Source organism: Williamsia muralis, assembly GCF_051487485.1.
GTDB classification, from domain to species: Bacteria; Actinomycetota; Actinomycetes; order Mycobacteriales; family Mycobacteriaceae; genus Williamsia; species Williamsia muralis_B.
In genome coordinates, this window is the sequence record NZ_JAHVCV010000007.1 from 184,649 (window position 1) to 211,550 (window position 26,902).

The 26,902-nt window shown below is 66.1% G+C and carries 21 protein-coding genes; 13 read left to right on the forward strand and 8 right to left on the reverse strand.

The window, feature by feature from the left end:
* Nucleotides 1-2 precede the first annotated feature (2 nt).
* Nucleotides 3-1,571, reverse strand: a complete 1,569-nt coding sequence (locus tag KXR83_RS19770; protein WP_437426269.1) for a long-chain-fatty-acid--CoA ligase — start codon at nucleotides 1,569-1,571, stop codon at nucleotides 3-5.
* Between the two features lie 259 nt (nucleotides 1,572-1,830).
* Here KXR83_RS19770 and KXR83_RS19775 point away from each other — a divergent pair, with 259 nt between their 5' ends.
* On the forward strand, nucleotides 1,831-2,496 hold the full coding sequence (locus KXR83_RS19775) for a TetR/AcrR family transcriptional regulator (protein ID WP_437426270.1): 666 nt from the start codon (nucleotides 1,831-1,833) through the stop codon (nucleotides 2,494-2,496).
* Between the two features lie 34 nt (nucleotides 2,497-2,530).
* Here the strand turns inward: KXR83_RS19775 and KXR83_RS19780 are convergent, their stop codons facing one another.
* Nucleotides 2,531-3,271 (reverse strand): SDR family oxidoreductase, encoded by a 741-nt coding sequence (locus tag KXR83_RS19780; RefSeq protein ID WP_437426271.1) that lies wholly within the window; start codon nucleotides 3,269-3,271, stop codon nucleotides 2,531-2,533.
* A 138-nt stretch (nucleotides 3,272-3,409) separates the two neighbouring features.
* On the opposite strand from KXR83_RS19780, the gene KXR83_RS19785 reads away from it, so the two are divergent.
* Complete coding sequence (locus tag KXR83_RS19785; protein WP_437426272.1) at nucleotides 3,410-4,312, forward strand: RNA polymerase sigma-70 factor; 903 nt, start codon at nucleotides 3,410-3,412, stop codon at nucleotides 4,310-4,312.
* Here the strand turns inward: KXR83_RS19785 and KXR83_RS19790 are convergent.
* Complete coding sequence (locus KXR83_RS19790; RefSeq protein WP_437426273.1) at nucleotides 4,302-4,706, reverse strand: DUF3054 domain-containing protein; 405 nt, start codon at nucleotides 4,704-4,706, stop codon at nucleotides 4,302-4,304. The genes KXR83_RS19785 and KXR83_RS19790 overlap by 11 nt on opposite strands.
* 30 nt (nucleotides 4,707-4,736) lie before the next feature.
* Nucleotides 4,737-5,894, reverse strand: a complete 1,158-nt coding sequence (locus tag KXR83_RS19795; protein WP_437426274.1) for a lysylphosphatidylglycerol synthase transmembrane domain-containing protein — start codon at nucleotides 5,892-5,894, stop codon at nucleotides 4,737-4,739.
* 115 nt (nucleotides 5,895-6,009) lie between these two features.
* Between KXR83_RS19795 and KXR83_RS19800 the strand changes: the two genes are divergently transcribed.
* The 3 genes from KXR83_RS19800 to KXR83_RS19810 are packed head-to-tail and all read left to right on the forward strand — an operon-like array spanning nucleotide 6,010 to nucleotide 9,207.
* Nucleotides 6,010-7,308 (forward strand): AI-2E family transporter, encoded by a 1,299-nt coding sequence (locus KXR83_RS19800; protein ID WP_437426275.1) that lies wholly within the window; start codon nucleotides 6,010-6,012, stop codon nucleotides 7,306-7,308.
* A gap of 8 nt (nucleotides 7,309-7,316) precedes the next feature.
* On the forward strand, nucleotides 7,317-8,555 hold the full coding sequence (macS, locus tag KXR83_RS19805; protein ID WP_437426276.1) for a MacS family sensor histidine kinase: 1,239 nt from the start codon (nucleotides 7,317-7,319) through the stop codon (nucleotides 8,553-8,555).
* A complete protein-coding gene (locus KXR83_RS19810; RefSeq protein ID WP_023955867.1) occupies nucleotides 8,548-9,207 on the forward strand; it encodes a response regulator in 660 nt (219 codons plus the stop codon). The genes macS and KXR83_RS19810 overlap by 8 nt, the downstream gene beginning before the upstream one ends.
* A gap of 20 nt (nucleotides 9,208-9,227) precedes the next feature.
* Here the strand turns inward: KXR83_RS19810 and KXR83_RS19815 are convergent, their stop codons facing one another.
* Complete coding sequence (locus tag KXR83_RS19815) at nucleotides 9,228-9,839, reverse strand: dihydrofolate reductase family protein (RefSeq protein ID WP_437426277.1); 612 nt, start codon at nucleotides 9,837-9,839, stop codon at nucleotides 9,228-9,230.
* A gap of 211 nt (nucleotides 9,840-10,050) precedes the next feature.
* On the opposite strand from KXR83_RS19815, the gene KXR83_RS19820 reads away from it, so the two are divergent.
* The gene (locus tag KXR83_RS19820; RefSeq protein ID WP_437426278.1) at nucleotides 10,051-12,261 is read left to right on the forward strand and encodes a DUF2339 domain-containing protein; all 2,211 of its coding nucleotides are present in this window, start codon (nucleotides 10,051-10,053) and stop codon (nucleotides 12,259-12,261) included.
* 78 nt (nucleotides 12,262-12,339) lie between these two features.
* On the opposite strand, the gene KXR83_RS19825 is transcribed toward KXR83_RS19820, so the two are convergent.
* The 3 genes from KXR83_RS19825 to trmB all read right to left on the reverse strand — a co-directional run bounded on the left by KXR83_RS19825 (nucleotide 12,340) and on the right by trmB (nucleotide 17,304).
* Nucleotides 12,340-15,654 (reverse strand): MMPL family transporter, encoded by a 3,315-nt coding sequence (locus tag KXR83_RS19825; RefSeq protein WP_437426279.1) that lies wholly within the window; start codon nucleotides 15,652-15,654, stop codon nucleotides 12,340-12,342.
* A gap of 112 nt (nucleotides 15,655-15,766) precedes the next feature.
* Nucleotides 15,767-16,507 carry an NYN domain-containing protein gene (locus tag KXR83_RS19830; RefSeq protein WP_437426280.1) on the reverse strand — a complete coding sequence of 247 codons (741 nt, stop codon included), beginning with the start codon at nucleotides 16,505-16,507 and terminating at the stop codon, nucleotides 15,767-15,769.
* Nucleotides 16,504-17,304: a tRNA (guanosine(46)-N7)-methyltransferase TrmB gene (trmB, locus tag KXR83_RS19835; protein ID WP_437426281.1), complete on the reverse strand. Its 801-nt coding sequence runs from the start codon at nucleotides 17,302-17,304 to the stop codon at nucleotides 16,504-16,506. The genes KXR83_RS19830 and trmB overlap by 4 nt, the downstream gene beginning before the upstream one ends.
* A 122-nt stretch (nucleotides 17,305-17,426) precedes the next feature.
* On the opposite strand from trmB, the gene KXR83_RS19840 reads away from it, so the two are divergent.
* From KXR83_RS19840 to KXR83_RS19870, 7 genes are all read left to right on the forward strand, one after another.
* Nucleotides 17,427-18,269 (forward strand): hypothetical protein, encoded by an 843-nt coding sequence (locus tag KXR83_RS19840; RefSeq protein WP_437426282.1) that lies wholly within the window; start codon nucleotides 17,427-17,429, stop codon nucleotides 18,267-18,269.
* Nucleotides 18,266-19,735: a hypothetical protein gene (locus KXR83_RS19845; protein WP_437426283.1), complete on the forward strand. Its 1,470-nt coding sequence runs from the start codon at nucleotides 18,266-18,268 to the stop codon at nucleotides 19,733-19,735. The genes KXR83_RS19840 and KXR83_RS19845 overlap by 4 nt, the downstream gene beginning before the upstream one ends.
* A gap of 110 nt (nucleotides 19,736-19,845) precedes the next feature.
* Nucleotides 19,846-20,190 carry a DUF6802 family protein gene (locus KXR83_RS19850; RefSeq protein WP_437426284.1) on the forward strand — a complete coding sequence of 115 codons (345 nt, stop codon included), beginning with the start codon at nucleotides 19,846-19,848 and terminating at the stop codon, nucleotides 20,188-20,190.
* A gap of 203 nt (nucleotides 20,191-20,393) precedes the next feature.
* Nucleotides 20,394-22,226 carry a phosphoenolpyruvate carboxykinase (GTP) gene (locus tag KXR83_RS19855; RefSeq protein ID WP_437426285.1) on the forward strand — a complete coding sequence of 611 codons (1,833 nt, stop codon included), beginning with the start codon at nucleotides 20,394-20,396 and terminating at the stop codon, nucleotides 22,224-22,226.
* A gap of 57 nt (nucleotides 22,227-22,283) precedes the next feature.
* The gene (locus tag KXR83_RS19860) at nucleotides 22,284-23,378 is read left to right on the forward strand and encodes an esterase-like activity of phytase family protein (protein ID WP_437426286.1); all 1,095 of its coding nucleotides are present in this window, start codon (nucleotides 22,284-22,286) and stop codon (nucleotides 23,376-23,378) included.
* Between the two features lie 202 nt (nucleotides 23,379-23,580).
* Complete coding sequence (locus tag KXR83_RS19865) at nucleotides 23,581-24,363, forward strand: ABC transporter ATP-binding protein (protein WP_247210412.1); 783 nt, start codon at nucleotides 23,581-23,583, stop codon at nucleotides 24,361-24,363.
* Between the two features lie 14 nt (nucleotides 24,364-24,377).
* Nucleotides 24,378-26,900 (forward strand): ABC transporter permease, encoded by a 2,523-nt coding sequence (locus KXR83_RS19870; RefSeq protein ID WP_437426392.1) that lies wholly within the window; start codon nucleotides 24,378-24,380, stop codon nucleotides 26,898-26,900.
* The last annotated feature ends 2 nt before the right edge of the window (nucleotides 26,901-26,902 follow it).

The window sequence follows — 26,902 nt, forward strand, 5'->3', positions numbered from 1 at the left end:
GACTATTGCTGCGCCAGTTGGTCGCGCAACTTGAACTTCTGCACCTTGCCCACGGCGTTCCGGGGAAGGGCATCGACCACCAGGATCTCCGTCGGCTTTTTGTACGACGCGATCAGTGACTTGCAGTGCTCGGAGATCTCTTCCAGGGTGGGCGGGTCTGCGGGGTCGGAGGGAACGATCACTGCCACAGGGGTTTCGACCCACCGGGGGTGGGGTTTGGCCACCACGGCGACCTCGGAGACCTTGCTGTGGGAGTCGATGGCGTCCTCGACCTCGGCGCAGTAGATGTTCTCCCCGCCGGAGTTGACCATGTCCTTGGTCCGGTCGACCACCTTGATGTAGCCCTCATCGTCCATCACGCACAGGTCGCCGGAATGAAACCAGCCGCCCCGCATGGCGTCTGCGGTGGCATCCGGGTTGCGCCAGTATTCCTTCATGACGGTGGGTCCGCGGTACACGATCTCACCGACCTCACCGACCGGCACGTCGTTCATGTCGGGGTCCACCAGACGGACTTCGACATTCATCAGAGGCTTGCCCACCGAACCGTTCTTCCGGAGCGCGTCCTCACCGCGCAGAATGCAAGTGGCAGAACTCATCTCGGTCTGACCGAAAACGTTGAAGACCGGCACGTCGCCGAACGCGTCCGACATCGCCTGAAGCACCGACGGCGGAGCGGCCGAGGCGCCCCAGGCGATGCGTTCGAGTGAGTAGTCGAGCTTCCTGGCCGATGCGGCCTCGCAGATGGCCTTCCACTGGGTGGGGACGAAGTACCCGGCGACCACACCCCGTTCCGACATGGTCTCGAGCGCTTTGACGGGGTCGAAGTTGAGGACGTCGATGAGAATCGATGTGCCACCGACGAAGACGTAGGCGAGCATCCCTGACAACCCGCCGATGTGAAACAGCGGCAGGCCAGACAACCCGACTTCTCCGTCACCGCTGACCCCTTGCTCGAGGCAGACGTTGATGGTGTTCATCAGCAGGTTCATATGGGTGAGGACCGCGCCCTTGGGCTTCCCGGTTGTTCCCGAGGTGTACATGATGAACGCGGGCTCGTTCTCGTCGACGTCGATGTCGAGCGGGCCGTCGTCGGTCTCGAGGAGCGTGTCGTAGTCGATTGCCTGCTCGATAGTCTCGTGGTCGCCGCCGCTGACAACAAGGGTGCGCGACCCCGTCGCCTGTGTGGCCCTGGGCGCCAGCAGATGGTCCGCGAACAACACCGTGGCGTCCGAATCCTCGAGTACGTAGACGATCTCGGCCACCGACAGCCTGAAATTGACCGGCACGACAATCGCACCGAGCTTCAGTGCGGCGAAATAGGTCTCGATCAGCTCGAGGCGGTTGAGCATCAGCACGGCGACCCGGTCGCCACGTTCGACGCCCAGGGTCTGCATTCCGCGGGCCAGCCGGTTGGTGCGGGCGTCGAGTTCGCGGTAGCTCAGAGCGCGGTTGTTGTACTCGAAGGCGACGCGGTCGGGAACCTTCCTCGCGTTGCGAGCGAGCTGATCCCCGTGGGACATACGCCGTCCGGGCGCCACCGCCACCGTAGTGGTCTCGAATGTGCTCATGCTGCTCCTCGGCGTCGAGCTGGTGAACAAGCGTTCAGCGGCACCGTAACCGATGTCCCGATGAGCGCGCAGCGGTTTGCGGGACTGGCGCTGAGGCCCTGCTTCGACGGCCTTTTCGCATGCGATGGTTGGTAGACTGGCCATCGCCGGGTTGTTGCCGCCGTCAACTGGGCGCTGACTGATCGTTCACCGGCGGCCGTGTGATCATCGGTGCGCGCCCGGATCGGTGGACTGGAGATCGCCTGGTGAAGGGAGCCTGATGACCGAGCGTCCGAGGGGAACAGACCCGCGCTTCGTCACCGACCCGCACTTCACCACGGCTGCGGTTCGGGAAGGTGATGACCCCACAGCGCAAGCCATCCTCAGTGCTGCGGTGCAGATGATCGCTGCACGCGGCTACCACGGGACGTCGGTCCGGGACATCGCGGGATTTGCCGGGCTCAGCGCCGGGAGCATCTACAACCATTTCGGGTCGAAACACGATCTGCTGGTCACCATTCTGGTGCGCGGTGGTGACGCGCTGGTGGAGAGCACCGAGAAGGCGCTGCTCGACGCCCCCGCGAATCCGGCGGACCGGCTTGATGCGATCGTCCGCAACCATGTGGGAGTGCATGCCGAGAATCCACTCGAGAGTTACATCGGGAACTCCGAGCTACGCAGCCTCGACGCCGTGTCCCTCGAGCGCGTCATCGCCAATCGTGATGCGCAGCAACGAATCTTCGACCGGGTGGTGGCCGACGGTGTGGATCGCGGGGTATTCCTCACCACCAACCCGACCGAGGCGTCCCGATTTGTCGTCACCGCCTGCACTGCGGTGGCGATGTGGTTCCGGCCCACGGGGCCGGCGAGCGAGGAGCAGGTCATCGAGCGGTACCAGGCGGTGGCCCGCGACACGGTGGGTTACCGCTCGTTCACCGACAACTGAAGGCCGTTCGCCGACAACTGACGGCCGCCCGGGGTCAGCTGTACTTGTCCGTCAGGTACCGGGAGAACGTCTCGTGCCCGAAAGGTGTTCCGGGAACCAGGTTCTCGCCGTCCTTGAAAGCCGCAAAGGTCTTGCCCGGAAGCCGTACCGGAAGGTCGGGGCGGCGACGACCCGTCACGCGTTTCCATTCGGCCGACAGGTCGTGCGCCGTCCGCTGCTCCGGTCCGCCGATGTCGTCGACGCGTCCCATCGGATCGCCGGCCGCCAGGTCTACCAGTCGGGCCGCGACCTCGTCGGTAGCGATGGGCTGAAAGCTGATCGACGGATACAGCAGAACCGGCGAGAACCGCTGGGTGAGGAACATCTGCTCGACAAACGGATGGAACTGGGTGGCTCGCTGAATTGTCAGTGGGACCGGACCGGCGGTGGCGATCGCCTCGATCTCGAGTCGCTGACGGTAGAAGCCGAAGGGGATCTTGTCGATCCCGACGATCGACAGCAGGACGATGTGGTCGACGCGCGCCTCTGTCGCCGCACTCACAAGATTCCGCGCGACCTCGATGTCGCCGGCCCCGTTGGTGGTGGCCAGGTGGATCACGGTGTCGACCCCGTCCATCGCCTCGGCGATGCCGACGCCGGTTTTGAGATCGCCGGCGACTATGCCGTCGCCCGCACGCCGACTGAGCGCTTTCACGTCGTGCCCCGCTTGCCGCAGTCGGCTGGTGGTGGGGACACCGATCCGGCCGGTTGCTCCGGTGACCAGATAAGTCGTCATGCTCAAGCCCTTCGTCGTGGTGATCCTCTCGCAGTCAAAGACCGGCAGCCACCGGCGAATGTGACAAGCTCATGCGGGCAGAAGGGCCTCGAGCGTTCACCGGCAGAGGAACGGCCCGGCACGAAAGGGTGACGTCATATGGTGCAGGAAGCGGGACTGGCCGAGTTCGAGCAGGTCAGACCTCGTTTGTTCGGGATCGCCTACCGGATGATGGGTACGGCATCGGACGCCGACGATGTGGTGCAAGACACATGGCTGCGGTGGTCTCGAACCGACCGATCGGCTGTTCGCGACCCGGGGGCATTCCTGGCGACCACAGCAACTCGATTGGCCATCAACGCACTGACGTCCGCGAGGGCGACCCGGGAAACCTACGTCGGACCGTGGTTGCCCGAACCCGTATCGACCGCCGAAGATCCCGCACTAGGCGCCGAACGAGCAGAGGCACTCGAGATGGCCGTCGTGCGCTTACTCGAGCGTCTGGCTCCCAAGGAGCGCGCGGCGTACGTCCTGCGCGAAGCCTTCGACTACCCGTACCGCGACATCGCCGAGCTGCTGGACACCAGCGAGGCCAATGCCCGACAACTCGTGCGCCGGGCCCGCGACCACATCGCTGTCGAGAGGGCGGTACCGGCGGACCCGGACCAGCAGGCACAGATCCTCGGCGCGTTCCTGACCGCCGCGCAGTCGGGGGATCTGGCCGCACTCGAGTCGGTGCTCACCGCGCAGGTGACGGCGGTCAGCGACGGTGGCGGTGTGGTCAGCGCCGCGCGGGTACCGATCATCGGCCGCGCCAAGGTGGCGAGGTTCATCCTCGGGACACTCGAGAAGTTCGCCGCCGGCGCCTATTCGACGCTGGTGGAGGTCAACGGGTCACCGGCTGTGCTCACCATTCGGGATGGCCGGCCCGACACCGTGTTGTCGTTCGACATCGCGGCCGACGGGATCAACACGTTGCTGTTCGTCAGGAACCCCGACAAGCTGCACGCGGTCGCGACGTTGTCGGCGTCGATCGCGCCCGACGAGGCCGTCAGGTGGTGACCGTCTGGCGACGCCGAGTGAGCACCATGCGTGCCGCGCGCCAGCCGAGCAGGAAGAGGCCGAGCACGATGGTTGCCACGATGATGAAGCTGAGGGCCACACCCTGATGGAACTGCTGGCGCAGGATCATCCCGATGGCCACGGCGCCGACCCACACCAGGACTCCGTCCGGGAACACCCGCTCGGGGTGGAACGGGTAGTCGAAGCCGTGATCGGCGCGCATGTGCGCGTACAGGTAGGCGAGCGACCATCCGATCGCTGCACCCAGGGCAAAAGGCCAGGTGGTGCTGAACAGTCCGTGAAGCGACAGGCCTTCGGCATGGTTCATCCGACCGATGAAAGCGAAGACCAGCACCGCGAAGAAGTCTGCTGAGGCGGTGAACAATCGGCGCATAGAGGCCACCGTAGCGTTTTGCCGAGTGGCTCAGCGAACCGAATCGGGGGAATTGGGCTCGTCGTCGGGCGGATGGATGACAGGCGGGTCGGGGTCCGAAGTGCCCAGGTTGCGGTCCGTTGACGTGCTGTCTTGGAGCTGGGCGTCGACCTCTTTCTCCATCAACTCGACGTTCTCTTCATCGCGATATGTCCCCCGGAACATAACGAAGATCACCACCCAGCCGATCAGGGCGACCAGCAGGTAGCTGATCATCCGGTAGACCAGCACAGCGGTCACCGACTCCGCGGCGCCCATGCCGGCGGAGGTCAGCGCCGGAACCAGCACGCCGTCCACCACCCCGAGCCCACCCGGCAGAAGGGGGATGGCGGTACCGACCGCCTTGCCCGCCGCGTAGGCGACCATCAGGCCGGCGATGCTCGGCTGGCCGCCGACGGCGTAACAGGCGAATGCCAGACATGCGACGTCGGCCACCCAGTTGAACAGCGACCAGCCGAAGGCGATGGAGGTGTCCTTGGGTTTGAGTTGCACCGCGCGCAGCTGCACGAGGATCTCTCGCCAGCGGCCCACCCCGTGGTCGGCGGCTTTGTCGCGCAGATGATTGATCCACCGCAGGATCGAGACGCCGATTCCCTCGATCGACTCCGGATGCCGGGCGATGTACTGGGCCACGAGAGCAAACGCGATGAAACCGCTGATCGAGAAGATGATGGAGAACGGGCTCGTCTTGGCGCCGGCGAGCAGGGCGCCGCCAAGCCCGAGAACCGCCAGGCCGACGCCCATGAGCAGTCCCGACATCACCACCTGCCAGGAGGCAACGACAGGCGTTGCTCCCCACTTGCGGGTCTGGCGGTAGGTGAAGGCCGGGGCCATCACCTGACCACCGGGCATGGTCTGACTCAGCGAGTTGGCGGCAAGGATCACTGAAAGCGATTGCCACTGCTTGATCTTGAGGCCTGCGGACCGCAGGAGTGCGCGTTGGACCTGCGCGAAGCTGTCCATCGACAACATGGAGGCGAGGATGCAGAGCACCACCCATTCCCACTCGATGTCATCGATGTGGACCCAGGTTTCCTTCAGTTTCGGCCACACCAGGTAAGCCTCAACGGCCAGTACCACCAGGACGAGGGCGAGAACCACCCAACGCACCCACCAGAACCGGCGGCGGGCCCCGCGCGTCGCCGTCATGTCCAGCACCTTATCGGGCGGGTGTGCCACGGCTCGGAAATGGTCGGCCAGACGGTGTACTGCCGACGACATCAGTTGCCCGCGTAGACGGTGTTTCGGGTCTAGTGTTGCCCGGGTGAGCGATGGAAAGTCCCAGGACAGCGGTGTAGTCGATCGACTTCAGGTACATCCGGTCGTGCGGGCTGCCGCGGAATGGGCATGGCGCCTGCTGGTCATCGGCGCCGCCGTCTACGCATTGATGCGGGTGATCCAGTCTTTCGAAGAGGTGGTCGTCCCGATTGGGCTCGCGATCCTGGGTACTGCATTGCTCGTGCCGGTGGTGGACTGGCTCAACCGGCGGGGGATACCGCGGTCCCTGGCTGTGGTGGGAACTCTCATCGTCGGGATCGGTGCCATCGCCGGGATTCTGACCTTTGTTGTGCAGCAGTTCATCGACGGTGTACCCCAATTGACCGATGAGGTCACCAAAACGATTGACGACAGCCGGGGTTGGCTCGTCGACGGGCCACTGAACCTGAGCCAGGACCAGATCGACCACCTCGGCGACGACGCGATCAAGGTACTGCAGGACAACGAGGACAAGGTCACCTCCGGCGCGCTGGCCACCGCCACCACGGTGAGCGAGATCGTCACCGGCGCACTGCTGATGCTGTTCCTGATCATCTTCTTCCTCTACGGCGGCGGTCAGATCTGGCGGTTCCTCACCCTCGCCATCCCGCAGGCCTCACGGGAAAAGGTCTGGGAGGCAGGGCAACGCGGGTTTGGCTCGCTGGTCGGTTATGTGCGGGCGACCGTGGTCGTGGCGGCGGTCGACGCGATCGGGATCGGCGTCGGTCTGGCTATCCTGCAGGTGCCCTTGGCATTACCGCTGGCGTCGTTGGTCTTCATCGGTGCGTTCATTCCCATCGTCGGCGCGCTGGTGACCGGCAGCCTGGCGGTGCTGGTCGCGCTGGTCACCCAGGGGTGGGTCGCCGCTGCGATCTCACTCGCGATCGTCGTCGCGGTCATGCAGGTGGAAAGTCATGTGCTGCAACCATTCCTGCTCGGACGGTCGGTTCGCCTGCACCCCGTCGCCGTGGTGCTCGGTATCGCGGCCGGCCTGGTGACGGCAGGGATCATCGGTGGGCTCCTCGCGGTGCCGATCATCGCCTTCCTCAACACGGCGGTACGGACGTTGCAGGAGCGGACGGCAGAGGAGCACGGTGTTGCTGCGGCTCGGGAGACTGCCTTGCGGAAACACGGCGATGCCGAGCGCATGTACGAGGCCGAGCCCGATGGCCCACTGTGGGACCAGAAGGATGCTCCCGGTGTTCGCGGCGATGTGGTGGACGAGTCGCCGGTACCCGGCACATCCGATACCCGCGGAAAGCCCGAAACCGGTGGGACAGCGGGCAGTACCGCCGATTCGAGCTGAGTTCGGTGATGACGTACCGTCCCGGGCGGCTCGGATTCCTCACCCGGCGTGACGCCACCACCGACGACGCCGACCCGGTGGCGCCGTTGTGGCGGGCGGCGCAGGTCTTTCGCCTCCTGAGCTACATCTACGCCTTGGGGTTTCAGCTCGCTGTGTTCGGGGACTACGAGCGCGTTGCCTGGAGCTGGTTCCTCTTCGCGATGCTGACCTTCTGGACCGGCGTGAGCACCATCCTCTATCTCAAGGGCACCGGCCGCCGATGGCTCTGGGTGGGGATCGAGCTGGTGGTGGTGTGTGCGCTGATCGTCGCCACCAGGTTCGTCGCCTCTGCCGACTGGGCGGCGTTGAACCAGTCGTTTCCGACCACGCTGTGGGCGACCAACGCGGTGGTGTCCGCGGCCATCCTCGGCGGACCCCTGATCGGCGCAGCGTTCGGACTGGCGGTGCGAATCGCCAGCGCGGTGGCCAAGGGCGGCTACGACCTCAACGTGGGGCGAGACGCGACCGTGGTCGTACTGCTGGCCGTGGGAGTGGGGGTGGGACTGGCGTCGGTGACCGCCCGCCGTAATCATGTCCGGATCGAACAGGCCATGCGCGTGGCAGCTGCCGCCGACGAACGCGCCAGGTTGAGCCGCCAGGTACACGACGGCGTACTCCAGGTGCTCGCGCTGATCAGTCGGCGTGGGGCTGAGATCGGCGGCGAGACAGCTCAGTTGGCGGAGCTCGCCGGACAGCAGGAGCGATCGCTGCGCCGCCTGATCGCCGACATCGAACCGGCCTTGGTTCCCGGCGAGCCCGCAGAAATCGATCTACGTATGCTGCTCCGGCCCCACGCGAGCGACCTGGTCACCATCAGCGAGCCGGGTGAGCCGGTACCGGTGGATCACCGGCTTGCCGTGGAGTTGGAGGCCGCCGTGGTCAACGCCCTCGACAATGTTCGCCTGCATGCGGGCCCCGGTGTGCGCGCCTACGTGCTCATCGAAGACCTCGGCGAACAGGTGGTGGTGAGTATCCGCGACGACGGGCGAGGCATCGCCGAGGGCCGGCTGTCGCAGGCCGTGGCGGAGGGGCGGATGGGGGTGTCGGAGTCGATCGTGGCGCGGATCGAGGCGCTCGGGGGCACGGCCCGGCTCGACACGGCACCGGGGGAGGGAACCGAATGGGAACTCGAGGTGTCCAAACGGATGGCTGGCGGGAACGCGAGCCGGTCCGCAGACGATCAACGGAGGGGTTCTGCTCATGCCTGATGTGTTGCGGGTGATGGTGGTGGACGACCATCCGATGTGGCGAGACGGGGTGGCGCGTGACCTCTCCGACGCCGGATTCGAGGTGGTCGCCACCGCGGACAGCGTGGATTCGGCTGCCCGGCGCGGGGAGGCCGTACGCCCGGATGTGGTGCTGATGGACATGCAGTTGCCCGACGGCAACGGCGCTCAGGCGACAGTGCGTCTCCTCGAGGCGTCACCCGCCACGCGGGTTCTGGTGCTGTCGGCGTCCGATGAACGCGACGACGTCCTCGAAGCGGTCAAGGCCGGAGCCAGTGGGTATCTGGTCAAGAGCGCGTCGAAAGAAGAACTGTTGTCGGCGGTGCGTGCGACAGCCGCCGGCCAGGCAGTCTTCACCCCCGGGCTGGCCGGCCTGGTCCTGGGCGAGTACCGGCGAATTGCGCGAGACCCAGACCGCGGCGTTGACGCACCCGCTCTCACCGACCGTGAGACAGAGGTGCTCCGATACGTCGCGAAGGGCCTCAGCGCCAAGCAGATTGCGTCGAAACTGTCGCTCAGCCACCGCACGGTGGAGAACCATGTGCAGGCGACGCTACGCAAACTGCAGTTGGGCAACCGGGTGGAGCTGACGCGTTACGCCATCGAGAACGGTCTGGACACAGAACCCGGCTGACCTCGGTGTGTGCCCGAGTGTCACCGTTTGACGCGGTAACGCAGGTGGGCCACCCCGGGTGCCTCCAGAACCCGTTCGAGTTCGAGCTGCGGGGTCCCGGCGTCGAAACCGTCGAACAGCCGCTCCCCCGAGCCCAGGATGACGGGGCTCACCTGTAGGTCGATCTCATCGACGAGGCCCGCCTGAATCGCCTGCCGGGCGCACGAAGCACCGCCCGCGATGCTGATGGGGCGTCCATCGGCGACCGCCACGGCCTGGGCGTACGCGGACTCGATGCCGTCGGTGACGAAGTGGAACGTTGTGCCCTCGAGGGCAATCGGCTCATGGGCGTGGTGGGTGAGGACGAAGACCGGGCAGTGGTAGGGCGGCTCATCGCCCCACCATCCGGTCCAGTCCGAATCGCCCCAGTCGCCCCGAACCGGCCCGAACATGTTGCGCCCCATGATGGTGGCGCCCATCCCGTCCATCATCTCGGAAACTATCTGCTTGTTAACGGGATGGTCGCTGGCGTCCCCGATGTGCCAACCGTGCACCAGCTGACCGCCGACACCCAACGGATTGTCTTCGCTCTGATCCGGGCCGGCGACATAGCCGTCCGCCGACATGGACATGGAGAGGTTGGTGCGCGGCATGAGTGGTCCTTCTGGTTGAGGGGCTGACGTGAAGTCAGACTCGTGTGGGCGACAGAACTCATCGGCAAGGTACCGCGACACCTTGCCGGGGCGTTGCCTTCTCGGGCCGTCACATTTGGGCCGGGGTGGGTCGCCGGGTCGCGGTAAGTCCCTATGAGTAATGAGTAGAGTTACTCATCCGCCGCGGCGGGGCGTTCGCGACCATCGGTACATGACCGAACCGAATCAGGCCGTCATCAGCCGGCTCTCCGCTGACTTCAACTCGTTGTCGAGTCAATTCGCCCGGGTATCAGGCGAATTACTTGAGCTGGGCACCGTTCTGGCGCGTTCGTCGCAGGCCGAGCCCACTCACCGTCCAGCTGCAGAGGCCGCTGCACCGGGGGCCGCGGCACCGGAGGCTGCTGCACCTGAGGCAGCTGTGCAGTCGCAACACCAGCCCCCGCCCCACACGCAACCACCCCTTGGCGCCCAGGGGCCTCAACCACCCCAGTACCCACGGCCGGGCATGCCGGCCGGCTCATACGTACCCGGCCGGGCTCAGCAGGTTCCGCCGCAGCAGGTTCCGCCGCAGTATCCGTCGTGGATGATGCCGCAACCCCCGACAACCCTGGTGCAGCCGACCACGCAGTTCCAGAATCCCGGAGGAACTCGCCCGGCAGCCCACGGCCCAGCGCCCCAGGGTCCCGCGCCTCAAGGTCCCGCAGCCCAGCATCCCGGAAGCCAGAACCTCGCGGCTGCGACGGCGGCGCACTATCGAAGCGCTCTACAGAATCCGGCCGGTCCGCCGCCACCGGCGACACCGTCGCTCTGGCAACGCATGACCGCTGACCCGGGCGGGGGACTGATCGGGAAGATCCTTGCCGTTGCCGGTGTTGCCGTCACATTGGTCGGTGTGGTGATGATGCTGGTGCTCGCCGCTCAGGCGGGAATCCTGCGCCCGGAGATCCGGGTGGGTGCCGGTGCTGCGCTCGCCGTCGCTCTGGTGGTCATCGCGATGAGGATGTCCACCCGGCCCGGTGGGCGTGTCGGTGCCATCGCGCTGTCGGCAACGGGTATCGCGGCGGCCTACCTCGACGTGGTGGCGGTGACACGTTTCTACGACTGGCTCCCGGACTACGGGGGACTGTTGCTGGCCGCTGCGGTCACATTCGGTGGGCTGCTGCTGGCCCGGCGCTGGGATTCGCAACATCTGGGACTACTGGTGCTCATCCCGGTGTTCGTCCTTGCCCCGGTGCTCACCGACGGCGCATCACTTCTGCTCATCGGTTTCATGCTCGCCATGTCGATCGCTGCCTTTCCCATCCAGCTCGGCAAGGACTGGCCGCTGCTCCATGCAGTTCGGGTTGTTGCGAGCACATCGGTTCTCACACTCTGGATCTGCACGATCGCATGGGATGGCGGAAGTCATCTCGCCCTCACCGCCGTGGCGATCGCTGTGAACGCAGTGTTCGGTGTGGCGTCGTCGGCAGTGTTGTTGCGCACCACTGCCCTTCCCCATCTGGGTGCTCTCCTGGGCTGCGTCACAGTGATTCCCGTGCTGCTGTCCCCGGTTGCCTTGAGCAGGCCTGTTTCTGCTGGTCTCATCGCCGGGGCGTCGTTGTCGCTGCTGGCCCTGGCGGCGCTCGACCGTTCGTTGCCGGCGGTGTCGCGGCACATCTACGCAAGCACGTCGGCTGCCGCAGCGGTCATCGCCGTCGTGGTCGCGTTCGAGGGCCCGGTGGTTGCCCCCGTACTGCTGGCGATGTCGATGGTCGTTGCCGTCGGAGCACGCCGAGACCACGTGGCGCGGTTGATCGCTGTGGCGATCGGGTTGATCGGCGGTATGGCCTTCCTCGTGATCTGCTCGCCGGCCGATGTGGTGGAGGCGCCGACGATCGATGGGGGACAGGCCATTTCGGTGATCATGGGCAGCGTGCTCCTGATCGCCGCTGTGTGGACCAACTTCTGGGCCTGGTACCGGTCGCGTAGTGCCCGGCCGTCTGCGGACAACATCCAGGCCTTCGGCATTCTGTCTGCGCTCATCTCCCTGTATGCGCTCACTGCGCTGACCGTCACCGCAGGCGTCGCGCTCGGCGGACCGGACGGTGGATTCCTCGGTGGCCACGTCGCCGCGACGATCTGCTGGATGGTGGTCGCGGCCACCTTGTTGATCGTCTCGATCTCGATTGCCCGGGGACACAGGAGTTTCGGTGGACTCAGCCGGAACATGGCCGTCGGTGCGGGGCTCGGCTTGACCGCGGCCGCCGTGGCGAAGCTGTTCCTGTTCGATCTGGCGACCCTGGACGGGATCTTCCGGGTGACCGTGTTCATCGTGGTCGGATTGATCCTGCTCGCAGTGGGTGCCGGCTATGCCCGGGCGCTGGGGCAGGGGGCCGCTGAACCCGGCCGACCCACCAGCGAACCCGCGCCTGCCCGGCACTGATCAGCAGCCGTACGCAGCAACGCGCAAAGAAAGGTGACCGCCACCCAACCGGTGGCGGTCACCTTTCGTATGAGCAGGTCAGTTGTCTGACTCGGACCCGGACTCGGGACCGGGGCCATCGGTGCGGCGGCGCAACAGATCTCGCACGCTGATCTGACCGTCGCCGGCACCGCGGACGCGTCGGCGCCCGCTCGACGAGTCGTCCTCATCTGGTGCCGGTGCGGGTGGCGGTGGCGTCGGTCGTGGCGACGGAGGTGTCGGTGCCGGCCCGGAATTCTGCGGACGCTGCGCCTGCTCGGGGTTGAGCGAGGCGATCAACGGCTGACCTGCCGGGGTTGCCGGACCCAGGTCGGGCCGTCGGCGCAGTGGGCTGCTCGGGTCGCCGTCGGATCGGCCCGGGCGGTCCTGCCGGCCCGCGGGCACGCCGCGCGGACTCGAGACCGGTGGACCACTGGGCCGCGGCTCGGCCGGGCGAGGGTCCTGCTGCGGTCCGATGCGATCGGAACGGATCGGCTGCGGACGCGGTGGTCGGCCGGGTTGGCGATGCTGCTCAGAGCCGTTTTCGGACGGGCCGGGGGTGCCGTTCGCAGGAACGGGGTCACCCAGGCGGATCCCGCCGGCGCCGAGACTCCACCCGCCGGTGTCCGGACGGTTACGGCGGGCGTTCTCGCGATTGGGTGTGCGCGGCGCAACCGGGTCCGAATCAGGAGCGGGCCTGCTCGGTGCCCGCCGGACGACGCCGCCCACCGGAGGTTCGCTGGGTCGACCGGGCTGTTGGGGCTGTCCTGGCCGGGTCGGGTCGGGCCTGCGGACCTGACCGATGCGTCCGTTGGTGTCGGCCGGGCGGGGACCGGCATCCGACGTGCTGTCGGTCCACGACGACGGCTTGCGGACGCCACCCATCGCGGGAACCGGTGTGGCGCGTGGCTGCGGTTCGGAATCCTGCTGTGGCACAGCCCTATCCGGCGCCGGACGGGACATGGGGCCGGAAGGCCTCGGAGCCGGGGGGCGTCCGATCGGACCGGACGGGCGCGCTACGGGGGCACCAGCGGGAACCGGTCGACGACCGTCCGTGGCAGGTTGCATCCGCATCGCCGACGTGGGTGCCTCCGCGACCACGGTGCCGGCGCTGCGGGCCCCGCGGACAGCTCGCGCCGCACGGCCCGGGTCGTTCTCGTCGTCGAGGATGGTCTCACCCAGACCGATCTTCTCCTGGATCGCCTTCATCCACTGCGGGGCCCACCAGCAGTCGTCGCCGAGCAGCTTCATGATGGCCGGCACCAGCAGCATGCGGATGATGGTGGCGTCGAGGATCAGTGCGGCGATCATGCCGTACGCGATGTACTTCATCATCACGATCTCGGACAGCCCGAACGCACCGGTGACCACCACCAGGATGGCTGCGGCCGCGGTGATGATCCGGCCGGTGTGCGCGGTGCCGCGGCGGATGGCGTCGGTGGTGCTGGCGCCCTTCTGCCGTTCCTCGACCATGCGGGAGAGCAGGAACACCTCGTAGTCGGTGGACAGGCCGTAGATGATGGCGATGATCAGGACCAGGACCGCAGACATCAGCGGGCCCGGCGTGAAGTTGGCGATCGACGACCCGTGACCGTCGATGAAGATCCAGGTCAAGATGCCCAGCGTCGACCCGAGTCCCAGTGCCGAGACGAGTGCCGCCTTGATGGGCAACACCACCGAGCCGAACGCCAGGAACATCAGCAGGCTCGTCACCAGGATCAGCAACGCAACCATCAGGGGTAGGTCGTCGAGGAGCGCGTTGATCGAATCCTGCGTCAGGGCAGGGGTTCCCGCGACGTACATGTTGAGGCCCTGCGTGTCGATGTCACGCAATTCCTTGACCGCTTCACCTGCGGTGTTCTGGTCGATGAGACCGGCAGCCAACTCGACGACGTTGCCCTCGGCCTGCGCGCCGTCGAGGGTGAACTCCTTGGTGAAACCGGGGATCTTGTTGGCCTCGTCGGCGATGGTCTGCAGCTTGGCCGCGTCGTCGCTGCTCTCCGGGTTGTACTCGATGACGAGCTTGATCTCTTCGGTGCGCTCGGTCGGAAAGAACTTGTCGAAGTTCTGCTGCGCGATGCGGTTGTCGTTGTTCGGCGGCAGGTACTTCTCGGTGATGCCACCGAACTGGATGTTGGCGAACGGGATGACCAACGCGAGGAGTAAGAGCACAACCGGGATGGCTGTCTTGAGCGGGTGGCGCATGACCCAGCCGGCAAGGCGGCCCCAGAAGCTGTCCTCGACCTCTTTTTTGGTCTTGGTACGTCGCAGGAACGAGAAGCCCCACATGTCGATGCGTGGACCGAGGATGGCCAGGATCGCCGCGAGCACGGTGATCGAGCAGATGGCCGCGAGACTGACCGACGCGATCGCGCCGTACGCGACCGATTTGAGGAAGCCCTGCGGGAACAGCAAGAGGCACGCGAGAGCGGCGACGATGATGGTTGCGGAGAACACCACGGTCTGACCGGCCGTCATGACGGTCCGGCGCACCGCGTCCTTGGTGGTGTATCCCTCGGCCAACTCCTCGCGGAACCGGCTGACGATGAACAACCCGTAGTCGATGGCGATACCCAGCCCGATGAGTGTCACCACCGATTGGGCGAAGATGTTCAGTTCGGTGACCTGGGTGAGCAGCTTCATGATGCCCAGCGAGCCGGCGATGGTCAGGCCACCGATCACCACGGGCAGACAGGCAGCGATGACACCGCCGAAGATGAAGAACAACATGACGGCGACCAGCGGCAGCGCGATGATCTCGGCGCGCTTGATGTCTTCGTCCATCCCCGCCGACATCGCACCGGCCACAGGCTGCAGGCCGGCCATCTCGATGGTTGTGCCGGGTAGGTCGTACTTCTCCGGGAGGTCGTGGAAGAAGGGCTCGATCTTCTTGTAGTTGTTCAAGATGGTGGTGTCGTCGTCACCTCGGACACCGATGCTGACGAACCCGTGTTCGCGGGAGGCGTCGAAGAGCCGAGCCTGCACCTGCGCCTGGGTGGCCTTGTCGAAGTCGTTCGCGGCCGGTTTGAACGGGTCCACGATGCCGGGGTCGGTGCGGTCCACGACGTCACCGTGCTGTGCGATCAGGTCTTCGACGATCCGCTCGACCTTGGTGGCGAACGCCGGGTCGTCGACCTTGGTGCCCGCCGGCGGTGTCACCAACATGATGACGTCCGACTTGTGGTCGCGGCCGAGTACCTCGTCGCGCAGCTGCGAGCCCTCGACCGAGGGAGAGCCCGGGTCGAACCATCCGGACTGGCTCAGATGCTTGTTGAGGTCGAGCCCGTAGAGGCCGAGCCCGGCCATCAGGGCAACCATGACCGCGATGACCACAAAGCGCAGCCGGTATACGAAGTTGCCTATGGCACCAAACACCGCAGGTTCCTTTCCGTACTCGCTAGTTCGTCACTCGCTGGTTGAGAGTGGTCGCGCGGGGGACGTCCGTGACATCGCCGATCGTGCGTCGATGTCACAGCTCGCTCGTCGCTCAGGTGGGGCGGCCGGACAGCAGTGCCGACAACGGCCGGAACGGAGCCAGCCACGCGCCTTCTTCGGGCAACGAGTCCAGACTGATCCGGGGCAGGGGCTCCCGGAACACACCTGGAATGTCTTCTAGATCTACAAACTCCAAACTCTCCGACGTCAGTGCCCACGCTGCGTGCTCGCGGAATCCGAGCACCTGCACCGGGACCCCATCGGCGGCGACGTCCTCGAGAAGCTCGCGGAAGGCCTGCCCGTCCGCCGAGGCGACGATCAGACCCGCCAGCCCCACAGTGTGCCTGCGCATCTCGATGTGGTCGAGCATGTCCGAATCCACGTCACTGTCTTCGTCCACTTTGGGCTTGGCGAAAACAGCGAAACCAACATTACGCAACGCCTCGACCCAGGGGCGCACGACTTCGGCCGTACCAGGGGCGATGTTGGTGAAGACGGTCGCCTCGGGGACCGCGGCGAAGCTCCTGCGAGCACCTGCGGCGCCGTCGACCGACGGCGTGGTGGACGCGGAGATGTCGGCTGTGCGGCCCAGCAGCCAGCGCCCCAGGGCGTCGAACCTGGGCCGGTGAGCTGCGGTGGGCCTGCCGCCGAGGATCGACCCGAGACCCATGTCGAGGTTCGGTGCGTCCCAGATCAGCAGCACCCGGGCTTCCTGGCTGGCCCCCGAGATGGTGTGGGCGACCGAGTTGTCGGGTGTGCTGACGGGCTCGTCCGAATAGGTTGCAGGACTCATCGCGGGACCCTTGTGAGAACGAACTCAGTGACCGGGCGGCCTTCGCGTTCGGCGCGTCCCTCGAACTTCGTGACCGGCCGGGCCGTGGAGAACGGCACGGCGGTCTCGGCCGGCACCAGCAGGGACTGACTGCCGAGCACCTCCGCGATCGAGTGTGCGTAGTCGGCATGGTCGGTGGCGATGTGCAGCGCACCGTGGTCACGCAGCACCTCGGCGATCAGCTCGATGGTGCTGGGCTGCAGCAGACGCCGCTTGTGATGCCGTGCCTTGGGCCATGGATCGGGGAAGAACACCCGGACGCCGGTCAGCGAGGCGGGCGCGATCATGTGCCCCAGCACGATCACGGCGTCACCTCGGATGACCCGGATGTTGGTGAGGTCCTCCCGGCCGATCATCCCGAGGAGTTGCGCGATCCCTGGGCGGTAGACGTCGACGGCGATCACGTCGATGTCGGGTTCCTCGGCCGCCATAGCGGCAGTCGAGGTGCCCGTTCCGCAGCCGATCTCGAGGATCAGGGGAGCGCTGCGCCCGAACCAGGCCTCGGCATCGATCCGGTCGTTCTCGCTGACCTCTCGACCCACCGAAGGCCACAGCCGCTCCCAGTTGTCCTGCTGAGCGGGCGTGAGACTGCTGCGGCGCGACCGGAAGCTGGTCACCCGAGGGTAGAGACGCGCGCGTTCACGGCGGGCCGCGTCGATCTCGGCCTTGTCGTCCGGAGCCGACTGCTCGTCCGGCGCCGACAACACACTGCGTTGGGCCTTCGGGTTTGGGCTAGTCACCCGGCCATAGTCCCGCATTACTCACCGATGTGACAGCAGGGGTTTACCAAACCGCGATCAAGCCGTGTTGCGGCGAGGCGGAACCGGGCACCGCAATCGTGCGTCTGACCAGGTGGCAAGGCTCTTCGGGGAGGAATCGCATGTATCGGCACGATGATGGGGTGGCCGACTCTCGGATCGGCGAGTTGATGGACCGGCTGCACGCTCTGTGCGACCACCTGCCGGGGGCCGTCGCGTTGCGCCGCGCGGTCGACGATCTGCAGGGGCCGCTGCGGGTGGCCGTGGTGGGCCGCTTCGGTACCGGCCGCGACACCATGGCCCGCGCGCTGAGGCAGTCCTACGATGTCAGCCCGATCGGACCCGGCGACGACGCGGACGATGCCGATGCATGGCTCCACGTGCTCTCGGGTTGGCCCCGGCCGGACGACGTCGCCGCGATCGCCGACCTCGATCCCCGTCGAAGCCTGGTGGTTCTCGGGAAAGCGGACTCGCTGGGGTCGTGGCCGGCCGCTCGCGATCGCGCAGCGCAATGCGCTGCATCGCTCGGCCGGGCGGTGGTGCCGGTGATGCCGTTGCTGGCGGTACCGGATCTGCGGATGGACGACATCGACTTCATGGCCGCGATGGCCGCGGCAGGTGAACAGGTGCCGCCGATGCAGGCCGAGTTCCTCGACGCGGGCGGGCCGAATCAGCGCCTGCAACGGCTGTCGTTGTTGCGCAGGCTCGATACGTACGGCATCGCCAGTGCGCTGGCCCTGCTGAGCGGAGGGCCCCTGACCGCCGAGGAACTCGCCGCCCGGCTCCACCAGCGCAGTGGTCTCGACGCCCTGGCCGACCCGTTGACGGAGTTCGCGTCCCTCGCCGAGCACAGACGTGTCGGACGTGTTGTCGATGAACTCGAGATCATCGCGGCCCAGGGAATCCTGCGAGACGAGATCGAACACATCCTGTCCGGATCGATGCTGTCCGGAGCCCTGACATGACCGCGACCGCGGACCCGCAGGAGATGCGGGCCGTGGTGGCCGGTGTCTCGAAGCTGACCGGTTCGTCGATCGACCGGGCCGATTCCGACGTGGTGATCGTGGCAGGGCTCGGTCGCGTCGGGGTCACCTCGATCGCCGCTGCGCTGGGTGCCGCAGGCATCAATGCCTCCGAGTGGTCCGGGCCAGGTCAACTGAATGGGCTGGACGGTGATGTCCTCGGAAAAGGCGGCGGCGCGGCCATCGCCTTGTTGATCGTGGATCCCTCATCGGGGGTGGGGGAACCCGAGGTCGAACTGCTGCGAGCCCTGACCGCCACCGCATCGATCGTCGCGCTGGTCTGCAACAAGATCGATGCGTTCTGGGATTGGCCCACGTTGCTCAAGGCCAATCGGCAGCTACTCGACCCGCACGGACGGCTGCCGATCTTTGCCGTGTCAGCCGCGGCGGCTCTGGCCGGTCATCACACCGGCTCAGGGTTCGAGGCCCTGACGGGCTGGCTGCACGAGCAACTCCAGCCCACCGATCGCGGCGAACGGTTGGCGACCGTGACCGCTGATCGCACTCTCGAAGCGTTTGTCGAGGACTTGGCCACTGTCGACCATGGCTCGGACCCGGCCGCCGCATTGCTGGACGAGCGGGCAGTGCTCGCCGGAACCCGCGACCGCGGCCGGATGGACCGGTTGGCTGCACTGCGCGCCGGTGCCGGCCAGATCCGCGGCGACGTGACGGGCGCACTCGATTCGACGACGCGAGCCATCGACGCGGGGGCGACGGCAGCTGCCGTGCGACTCAACCGTTCCGGGGAGACGTCGTTCGTGCAGTGGCTCGAAGCCGAGCTGACAGAGTTCCGCGCCGGCATCCTCCACCAGCTCGACGACGAGCTCGACGGCCTGCAGGCGCGCACGATGCTCGGGCTCGAGGACGCGGCCCCCGCGGCGCCGGCCCGTCCCTACGGGACGGTCAATGTTCCCGCCCTGCCTGTGCCGCGCCGGGGAGCCGAGGAGGCGTTGCTCGTGGTGTTCGGGGCCTCGGCGGGTCTGGGTCTGGGCCGTCTGGTGGTGACGCCGATGGCGTCGGTCGACACGTTGCAGTGGATCTCGATGCCGCTGACGCTTGTCCTCGGCGTGGTGATCGCGGTGGGGATGGTCCGGATACGCCGGCTGTCGTCCAGACGGGCGGCGATGGCGACATGGGCGCACGACGCGGTGGGTGATGTGCGGTCACAGATCGAGCGGGAGATCGTGCGGCAGGTCTCCAGTGCGGAGTCGGTCATCGGCGGCAGGCTCACCCGCCACTACGAGAGACGGTCGCAAGGGGCGGCCTCCCGGATCGCCGAAATGGACCGCGAGATCAGGCGGGTGCGGCAGGCGGCGGTCGGTCGTCGCGACGGCGACCTCGCGAAACTTGCAGCTGCGGCCGAGGTGCGCGATCGACTCGACCCCCTCCTCGAGGCGATCGGACATTGATCTGACTCGACCTGCCTGATCCGACCTCGGTGTGCGGGAACCGTGCCGACGTGTTGCGCGTCCAACTCACCGGGACACTATTTTCTTCGACGGGCGGGTGGGTGCACGGTATGGACAACGACTTCCTTGCCGGATGCGGCGACGACCAGAATGAGCCGGTGTTCGTCCAACCGGCCTCGGCGCCGCCCATCGACGGCGTCTACGACAACCTCTGGATCGTCGAGAACGACCGGGTCTGGGATCTCGGGCCCGCCGACATCGACACCGACGCCGACGGGATCGCGGATTCGCTCACGAGGCCAGGACCAGCTGGTTTGACCGTCTACACCGATAGTGATCGTGACGGTCAGGTGGATCTGATCACAGAGGTGCGTGGTGATGGCGGCTACAGCTCACACCGGCTGGACCCGGCGACCGGGGAATGGACAGCCACCGACGCCGGTCGTCTTCGATAGTTCGGCTGGTCAGGGCACTGATGGGCTGACTACAATGTTCGTCACTCACATGGTGAGATGTGCCCTGATACACGCCCCGATTGATGCCAGCGGGTACGCCCGAAGTAATCTGAATAAAAGGCCGCCACGGAGGGGCTGACCGGCGCAGACGCAGAGCCTATGCGGTTCCTGTGCCCGTCGGTCACCGGTAGGAGAGATGACACATGACTTCAGCAACCATTCCCGGTTTGGATCCCGACAGCGCGCCGACGTCGCACGCCGAACTGTTGGCATGGGTGCGAGAAGTCGCAGAACTCACCGAACCGGAGCGGGTTGTCTGGTCTGACGGCTCCGACGACGAGTGGGATCGACTCACCACCCAGCTCGTCGCCGCCGGGACCATGACCAAGCTGGACGAGAAGAAGAAGCCCAACTCGTTCCTGGCCAACTCCGACCCCGCCGACGTCGCACGGGTGGAATCACGCACCTACATCTGCTCGAAGAACGAGATCGACGCCGGTCCCACGAACAACTGGGTCGATCCGACCGAGATGCGCGCGACGATGACCGAGCTCTACCGCGGCAGCATGCGCGGCCGCACCATGTACGTCATCCCGTTCTGCATGGGACCGATCGGCTCCGACGACCCCAAGCTGGGTGTCGAGATCACCGACTCCGAATACGTCGTGCTGTCGATGCGTGTGATGACCCGGGTCGGCCCCGAGGTCGTCGCGGCGCTGGGCGAGGACCGCTTCTTCGTCAAGGCGCTGCACTCACTGGGTGCCCCACTCGAGGCCGGCCAGGAAGACGTTCCGTGGCCGTGCAACGAGACCAAATACATCACCCACTTCCCGGAAGACCGCGAGATCTGGTCGTACGGTTCGGGTTACGGCGGCAACGCGCTCCTGGGCAAGAAGTGCTACTCGCTGCGTATCGCGTCGGCCATGGCCCACGACGAGGGCTGGCTCGCAGAGCACATGCTGATCCTCAAGCTGATCAGCCCGGAGGACAAGGCGTACTACATCGCCGCGGCGTTCCCGAGCGCCTGTGGCAAGACCAACCTCGCGATGATCCAGCCCACCATCCCCGGATGGCGTGCCGAGACCCTCGGTGACGACATCGCCTGGATGCGATTCGGCGAAGACGGTCGCCTGTACGCGGTCAACCCGGAGTTCGGTTTCTTCGGTGTCGCGCCCGGTACCAACTACAGCTCCAACCCCAACGCCATGAAGACCATGGAGGCGGGCAACACCATCTACACCAACGTCGCGCTCACCGACGACAACGATGTCTGGTGGGAGGGCCTCGAAGGCGACCCCCAGCACCTCATCGACTGGCGCGGGAACGACTGGACCCCGGACTCGGATACGCAGGCAGCGCACCCGAACTCGCGGTACTGCACCCCGATGAGCCAGTGCCCGATCATGGCGCCCGAGTGGGATGACCCGCAGGGTGTGCCGATCTCGGCGATCCTGTTCGGCGGCCGGCGCAAGACCACCATCCCGTTGGTGACCGAGGCCCGCAGCTGGCAGCACGGCGTGTTCATGGGCGCCACCGTCGGCTCGGAGCAGACCGCAGCAGCCGAGGGCACCGTCGGCGCCATCCGCCGCGACCCCATGGCCATGCTGCCGTTCCTCGGGTACAACGTCGGCGACTACCTCAACCACTGGATCGACCTCGGCAAGAACGCCGACGAGTCCAAGTTGCCGAAGGTGTTCTACGTCAACTGGTTCCGTCGAGGCGATGACAAGCGCTTCCTGTGGCCAGGATTCGGTGAGAACAGCCGCGTGCTGAAGTGGATCGTCGAACGCATCGAGGGCAAGACCAGCGGTGTGGAGACCCCCATCGGCATCGTGGCGACACCGGAAGCACTGGACCTCGACGGCTTGGACGTGTCCGAGGCCGACGTCGCGGAAGCGCTCGCGGTGAACCCCGAGGAGTGGCGCGGCGAGATCCCGTCCATCGAGGAATGGTTCGACTTCGTCGGCGAGAAGCTGCCGTCGGGCATCCGGGACGAGTTCGAGGCTCTCAAGCATCGGCTCGGCGCCGATTCTTGATCCTTCAAGTCACTTCTGAACGCGCGCAGGCGGGGCCGCGCCGGTAACATCCCGCTCATGAGGCGAGCGAAGCTGCGCGGTGTATTGGCAACGGCCACAGGAGTTGTCGCGGCTACGCTGGCAGCGGGTGTGATTGCGCCGGTGAATGCGGCGGCAGCACCTGTGGTGTCCGCGAAGTTCCTGTCGACGACAAACCTGCCGTTCGACTGGATCCCGGCGCCCGCCCGCTTCGGCGGCATCTCCGGCATCGACGGTGATGGTCGTGGCAACTACTCGGTCATCACCGACGACACCGGCGCCAACGGACCCACCCGTTATTTCGACGTCAGCGTTCCACTCAACCGTGACGGCATGTCGGTCGGCGCCCCCGCGCTGGTCGGCGGTGGTGTGGTGCTGGGGCCGGGCAACATCCCGATGCTGCCCGGCTCCGGCTACGAGTTCGAGGCCATCCGGCACTACGGCACCTCGTTGATCGTCGCCAGTGACGGGCCCGAGCCGTTCATCCGGATGGTCTCGGCCCCGGGGCTCCACCAGCGGGACTTCGCGCTCCCCGCTGCGTATGTCCCCAAGAAGGGCAGTGGGCTGCGGGGGCACCTGGGTCTGGAATCCTTGGCGGTGAGCGAGGGCGGCCTCATCAGCACCGTCACCGAGAACTCACTCGCCCAGGACGGCCCACGGCCCACCCTGGCCGCAGGCACCAGCTCGCGGCTGCTGCAACTTCGCGCCAACGGCAGTGTGAGCGGCGAGTTCGTCTATCGCACCGACCCGCTTGCGCCGGGTTCGTCCGGCCGGGCGTTCAAGGGTGTTTCGGAGGTCCTGGCCGTCAACAAGACCGACTTCCTGGTTCTCGAACGCGGTTACGATCCCGCGCGGAACTTTTACGACATCAAGATCTTCTGGACCACCACCAACGGCGCCGACCGGGTCACGGGTAAAGCAGCCCTGGCCGGGAACGAGAAGGCGATGCCGAAGCACTTGGTCTACAACCTGAGCAGTTTGTCGAATCTGAGGCCGGGCAACGTCGAAGGTCTGGCGTGGGGGCCGAGACTCTCGAACAATCGGCGCGCTCTTCTCGCCGTGTCCGACAACGGCTTCAACTCGCCTGCCGTGCCCAACAAGCTGCACGTGATGGCCGTGCAGTTCCCTGGCTGACCGGTATTCGCTGGACCGCGACCTCACTCTGCGGTACTACTGCGAGGGGGCCAAATCATCCTCACGGCCGATTCGTCGGCGGGATGTAGGGGGAAAGATCAGGGTGGTCCCCGATGATTCGGCGATGGCATGGCAGTCAGTATTTGTACTGCCGGTAGCCAGGCATCGTGCATCAACTGACCGAGAATGAGAAAGGCCAGACATGACCGCCCCACCCACCGCAGTTGCGGCCCGCGCGACCGATCTGAAGAAGATCTACGGATCCGGAGACACCCAGGTGCATGCATTGGCGGGTGTCACCGCGGAGTTCGTTCGAGGTGAGTTCACGGCTATCATGGGCCCGTCCGGGTCCGGCAAGTCCACGTTGATGCACTGCCTCGCCGGACTCGACACCGCGACCAGCGGAACGGTGAGCATCGGCGACACCAATCTGACCGATCTCTCCGACAAGCAGATGACGCTTCTGCGCCGGGACCGGATCGGCTTCGTGTTCCAGTCCTTCAACCTGGTGCCGACCCTGACGGCCCGGGAGAACATCACGCTGCCGCTCGATATCGCCGGCCGCAAACCCGATCAGCAATGGTTCGACACCGTGATCGGGCGCCTCGGTATCGCCGATCGTCTGGGCCATCGCCCCAGCGAGCTGTCCGGTGGTCAGCAGCAGCGCGTGGCGTGTGCTCGAGCACTGGTCGGGCAACCCGAGATCATCTTCGGTGACGAGCCCACCGGCAACCTCGACTCGAGGTCGTCGGGCGAGGTGCTCAGCATTCTTCGCGCCGCGGTCGACGAGTTCGGCCAGACCGTTGTGATCGTCACCCACGACCCCCGGGCGGCAAGCTACGCCGACCGGGTGGTCTTCCTCGCCGACGGCCAGATCGTGCAGGAGCTCCGCAATCCCGATGCCGACGAGATCTTCGAGTACATGAAGAACCTCGACGAGACCCCGTCGACCGGAGGCTTCTCGCGCGCTCCCAAGGAACTGTGATGGCATCGAATGCGATGCGCAAGGTTTCACTGAGAAACCTTGGCGCGCATAAGCTTCGCCTTGTCCTGACTGTTCTGTCGGTCGTCTTGGGTACCGCATTTGTCGCTGGTTCGATGATCTTCACCGCGACCGTGTCCAGCGCCTTCGACGGGATCTTCGACAAGGTCGCACTCGGTGTGGACACCCAGATCTCACCGGAGGACTCCAACTCGTCGGGTGTGCCCGATTCGGTCCTCACCCAGATCGAGGACAACAAGGCCGAGCTCGGAGTGGCAAAGGTGTTGCCGCAGTACAGCGGTCCGGCCACCATCGCCAAGGCCGATGGCAAGGCGTTGCAGACGGGCGGCGCCCCCAGTGTGGGCAGTGCCTTCCAGTCGCCGGACCAACGGCTGTCCGACACCGAGAGCAATCTCATCGACGGCCGTGCTCCGGCTGCCCCCAACGAGATCGCCCTCAACGATTCGTCCGCCGACGAGGCCGACCTGAAACTCGGGTCGACCACCAAGGTGGCGGTGGGCCGTGGCAGCGGCGCGCCGATGGAGGTGACGGTGGTCGGCATCCTCGACGTGCCGGGCGCCACCAGCGGTTTCACCAGCATCCAGTTCCAGGAGGAGACCGCCAAGGACCTGTTCACCGACGGCTCGCATTCGCAGGCGATCGACCTGCAGGCGGTGCCGGGTGTCAGCCCCGAGCAGTTGAAGGAACGCGTCGGAGGCCTGATCGGCGACGACTACAAGCTGCGTACCGGCGACCAGGTGCGTCAGGACGAGAAGGATTCGATCAACCAGTTCCTCGACGTCTTCAACTACATCCTGCTGGCGTTCGCCGCGATCGGGCTCATCGTCGGCACGTTCATCATCTACAACACCTTCTCGATGATCGTGGCCCAGCGGGTGCGAGAGTTGGCTCTGCTCAGGGCAATCGGGGCGAGTCGCAAACAGGTCACCCGTTCGGTGCTGCTCGAGGCGTTTGTCGTCGGCCTGATCGGCGCGCTGGTCGGATTGGTCACCGGCATCGGGATCGCGGCGGTGCTACGCGCCGTGACGTCCTCGACGGGACTGCCCACCGCGTCGCTGCAGGTCGGTCCGCCGGCGATCATCGCCTGTCTGTTGGTGGGCATCGTGGTGACGATGGTCAGTGCGTATGCGCCGGCCAGGCGGGCATCGAAGGTGTCGCCCGTGGAGGCGATGCGCGAGAGCCTCACCGACGGTCAGGCATCACTCAAGGTGCGCACCATCGCAGGCATCGTGCTGGCCGTCATCGCACTGGTGCTGCTGGCGATCGGTGCCTCGGGTGAGGGGTCCGGAGCTGCGAGCATCGTCGGACTCGGTGCCCTGGTGATGATCTTCGCGGTGGTGTTCGCCGCGCCTGCGCTGTCGCGTCCGGCGGTCACCGCGCTCGGTGCGGTGCTGGCCAGGCCTTTCGGCAAGATCGGTCAGCTAGCGCGTACCAACGCTGTCCGCAATCCGAGGCGTACTGCCGCAACAGCTTTCGCGTTGACACTCGGTTTGATGCTGGTGGCGGTGATCGGCACTCTCGGTTCGACGTTCAAGGGCACGATCGACGATGCGATCGACACCGGACTGACAGCGAATCTGCTGGTGTCCGGCGATCAGGGCAGTGGGTTCTCGCCCCTGGTGGTGGAGGCCATCGCCGAGATCGACGGGGTCGAATCGGTTGTCGGCTTCGGGGGCATCCAGGCCGAGGTCGATGGTCAGGGCGTGTTCGGGTACTCGCCCGACGGTGACATGTACTCGGTCACCCCGTACGAGATGGTCGAGGGTCCGCGAACGATCGAACCGGACGGCATGATCGTCGGCGAACGCACGTCGAAGGAGAAGGGCTGGAACGTCGGCGAGACGATCGAGTTCACCAACTACGACGGCACGGTGGTCCCGGTGAGGGTGACCGGCATCTTCAAGGACAACCCGCTGATCGATCCGTGGGCGATGGGCTCGGATGCCTACGAGAAGTTGATCCCGTCACCGCTGCGGCAAGAGGTCTTCGCCGCCATCAAGACGGTGCCGGGCGCCAACGTCGACGAGGTGAGCGACCGGGTCGAAGATGTCACCGCCGACTATCTGACGGTGAAGATCCGGACGCCTGCCGAGTTCAAGGGTGAGCAGTCATCGCAGATCGATCAGATGCTGAGCGTCCTCTACGGAATGCTCGGACTGGCGTTGGTGATCGCAGTCCTGGGCATCGTCAACACGCTCGCCCTGTCGGTGATCGAACGCAAACGTGAGATCGGGATGTTGCGGGCGATCGGGATGGCCCGTGCTCAACTACGGCGGACGATCTACGTCGAGTCGCTGTTGATCGCGATCTTCGGTGCGTTGCTCGGTGTGGTGCTGGGCGTGGCGTTCGGCTGGGCGTTGGTCCGCACCCTGAAGTACTGGGGTCTGGGTGCTCCGGTGTTGCCGTGGAGTCTGATCGTCATCACGTTGGTCGGCGCGGCCGTTGTCGGAGTGCTGGCGGCCCTGTGGCCGGCCTCGCGGGCGGCGAAGACCAAACCGCTGGATGCGATCGACAACTAGTT

What these genes read in the sequence shown, in the direction of transcription:
- KXR83_RS19770 (WP_437426269.1), bottom strand. Translation starts at nt 1,571, where the DNA reads ATGAGCACATTCGAGACCACTACGGTGGCGGTGGCGCCCGGACGGCGT.
- KXR83_RS19775 (WP_437426270.1), top strand. Translation starts at nt 1,831, where the DNA reads ATGACCGAGCGTCCGAGGGGAACAGACCCGCGCTTCGTCACCGACCCG.
- KXR83_RS19780 (WP_437426271.1), bottom strand. Translation starts at nt 3,271, where the DNA reads ATGACGACTTATCTGGTCACCGGAGCAACCGGCCGGATCGGTGTCCCC.
- KXR83_RS19785 (WP_437426272.1), top strand. Translation starts at nt 3,410, where the DNA reads ATGGTGCAGGAAGCGGGACTGGCCGAGTTCGAGCAGGTCAGACCTCGT.
- KXR83_RS19790 (WP_437426273.1), bottom strand. Translation starts at nt 4,706, where the DNA reads ATGCGCCGATTGTTCACCGCCTCAGCAGACTTCTTCGCGGTGCTGGTC.
- KXR83_RS19795 (WP_437426274.1), bottom strand. Translation starts at nt 5,894, where the DNA reads ATGACGGCGACGCGCGGGGCCCGCCGCCGGTTCTGGTGGGTGCGTTGG.
- macS (WP_437426276.1), top strand. Translation starts at nt 7,317, where the DNA reads ATGACGTACCGTCCCGGGCGGCTCGGATTCCTCACCCGGCGTGACGCC.
- KXR83_RS19810 (WP_023955867.1), top strand. Translation starts at nt 8,548, where the DNA reads ATGCCTGATGTGTTGCGGGTGATGGTGGTGGACGACCATCCGATGTGG.
- KXR83_RS19815 (WP_437426277.1), bottom strand. Translation starts at nt 9,839, where the DNA reads ATGCCGCGCACCAACCTCTCCATGTCCATGTCGGCGGACGGCTATGTC.
- KXR83_RS19820 (WP_437426278.1), top strand. Translation starts at nt 10,051, where the DNA reads ATGACCGAACCGAATCAGGCCGTCATCAGCCGGCTCTCCGCTGACTTC.
- KXR83_RS19830 (WP_437426280.1), bottom strand. Translation starts at nt 16,507, where the DNA reads ATGAGTCCTGCAACCTATTCGGACGAGCCCGTCAGCACACCCGACAAC.
- trmB (WP_437426281.1), bottom strand. Translation starts at nt 17,304, where the DNA reads ATGCGGGACTATGGCCGGGTGACTAGCCCAAACCCGAAGGCCCAACGC.
- KXR83_RS19840 (WP_437426282.1), top strand. Translation starts at nt 17,427, where the DNA reads ATGTATCGGCACGATGATGGGGTGGCCGACTCTCGGATCGGCGAGTTG.
- KXR83_RS19845 (WP_437426283.1), top strand. Translation starts at nt 18,266, where the DNA reads ATGACCGCGACCGCGGACCCGCAGGAGATGCGGGCCGTGGTGGCCGGT.
- KXR83_RS19850 (WP_437426284.1), top strand. Translation starts at nt 19,846, where the DNA reads ATGGACAACGACTTCCTTGCCGGATGCGGCGACGACCAGAATGAGCCG.
- KXR83_RS19855 (WP_437426285.1), top strand. Translation starts at nt 20,394, where the DNA reads ATGACTTCAGCAACCATTCCCGGTTTGGATCCCGACAGCGCGCCGACG.
- KXR83_RS19860 (WP_437426286.1), top strand. Translation starts at nt 22,284, where the DNA reads ATGAGGCGAGCGAAGCTGCGCGGTGTATTGGCAACGGCCACAGGAGTT.
- KXR83_RS19865 (WP_247210412.1), top strand. Translation starts at nt 23,581, where the DNA reads ATGACCGCCCCACCCACCGCAGTTGCGGCCCGCGCGACCGATCTGAAG.
- KXR83_RS19870 (WP_437426392.1), top strand. Translation starts at nt 24,378, where the DNA reads ATGCGCAAGGTTTCACTGAGAAACCTTGGCGCGCATAAGCTTCGCCTT.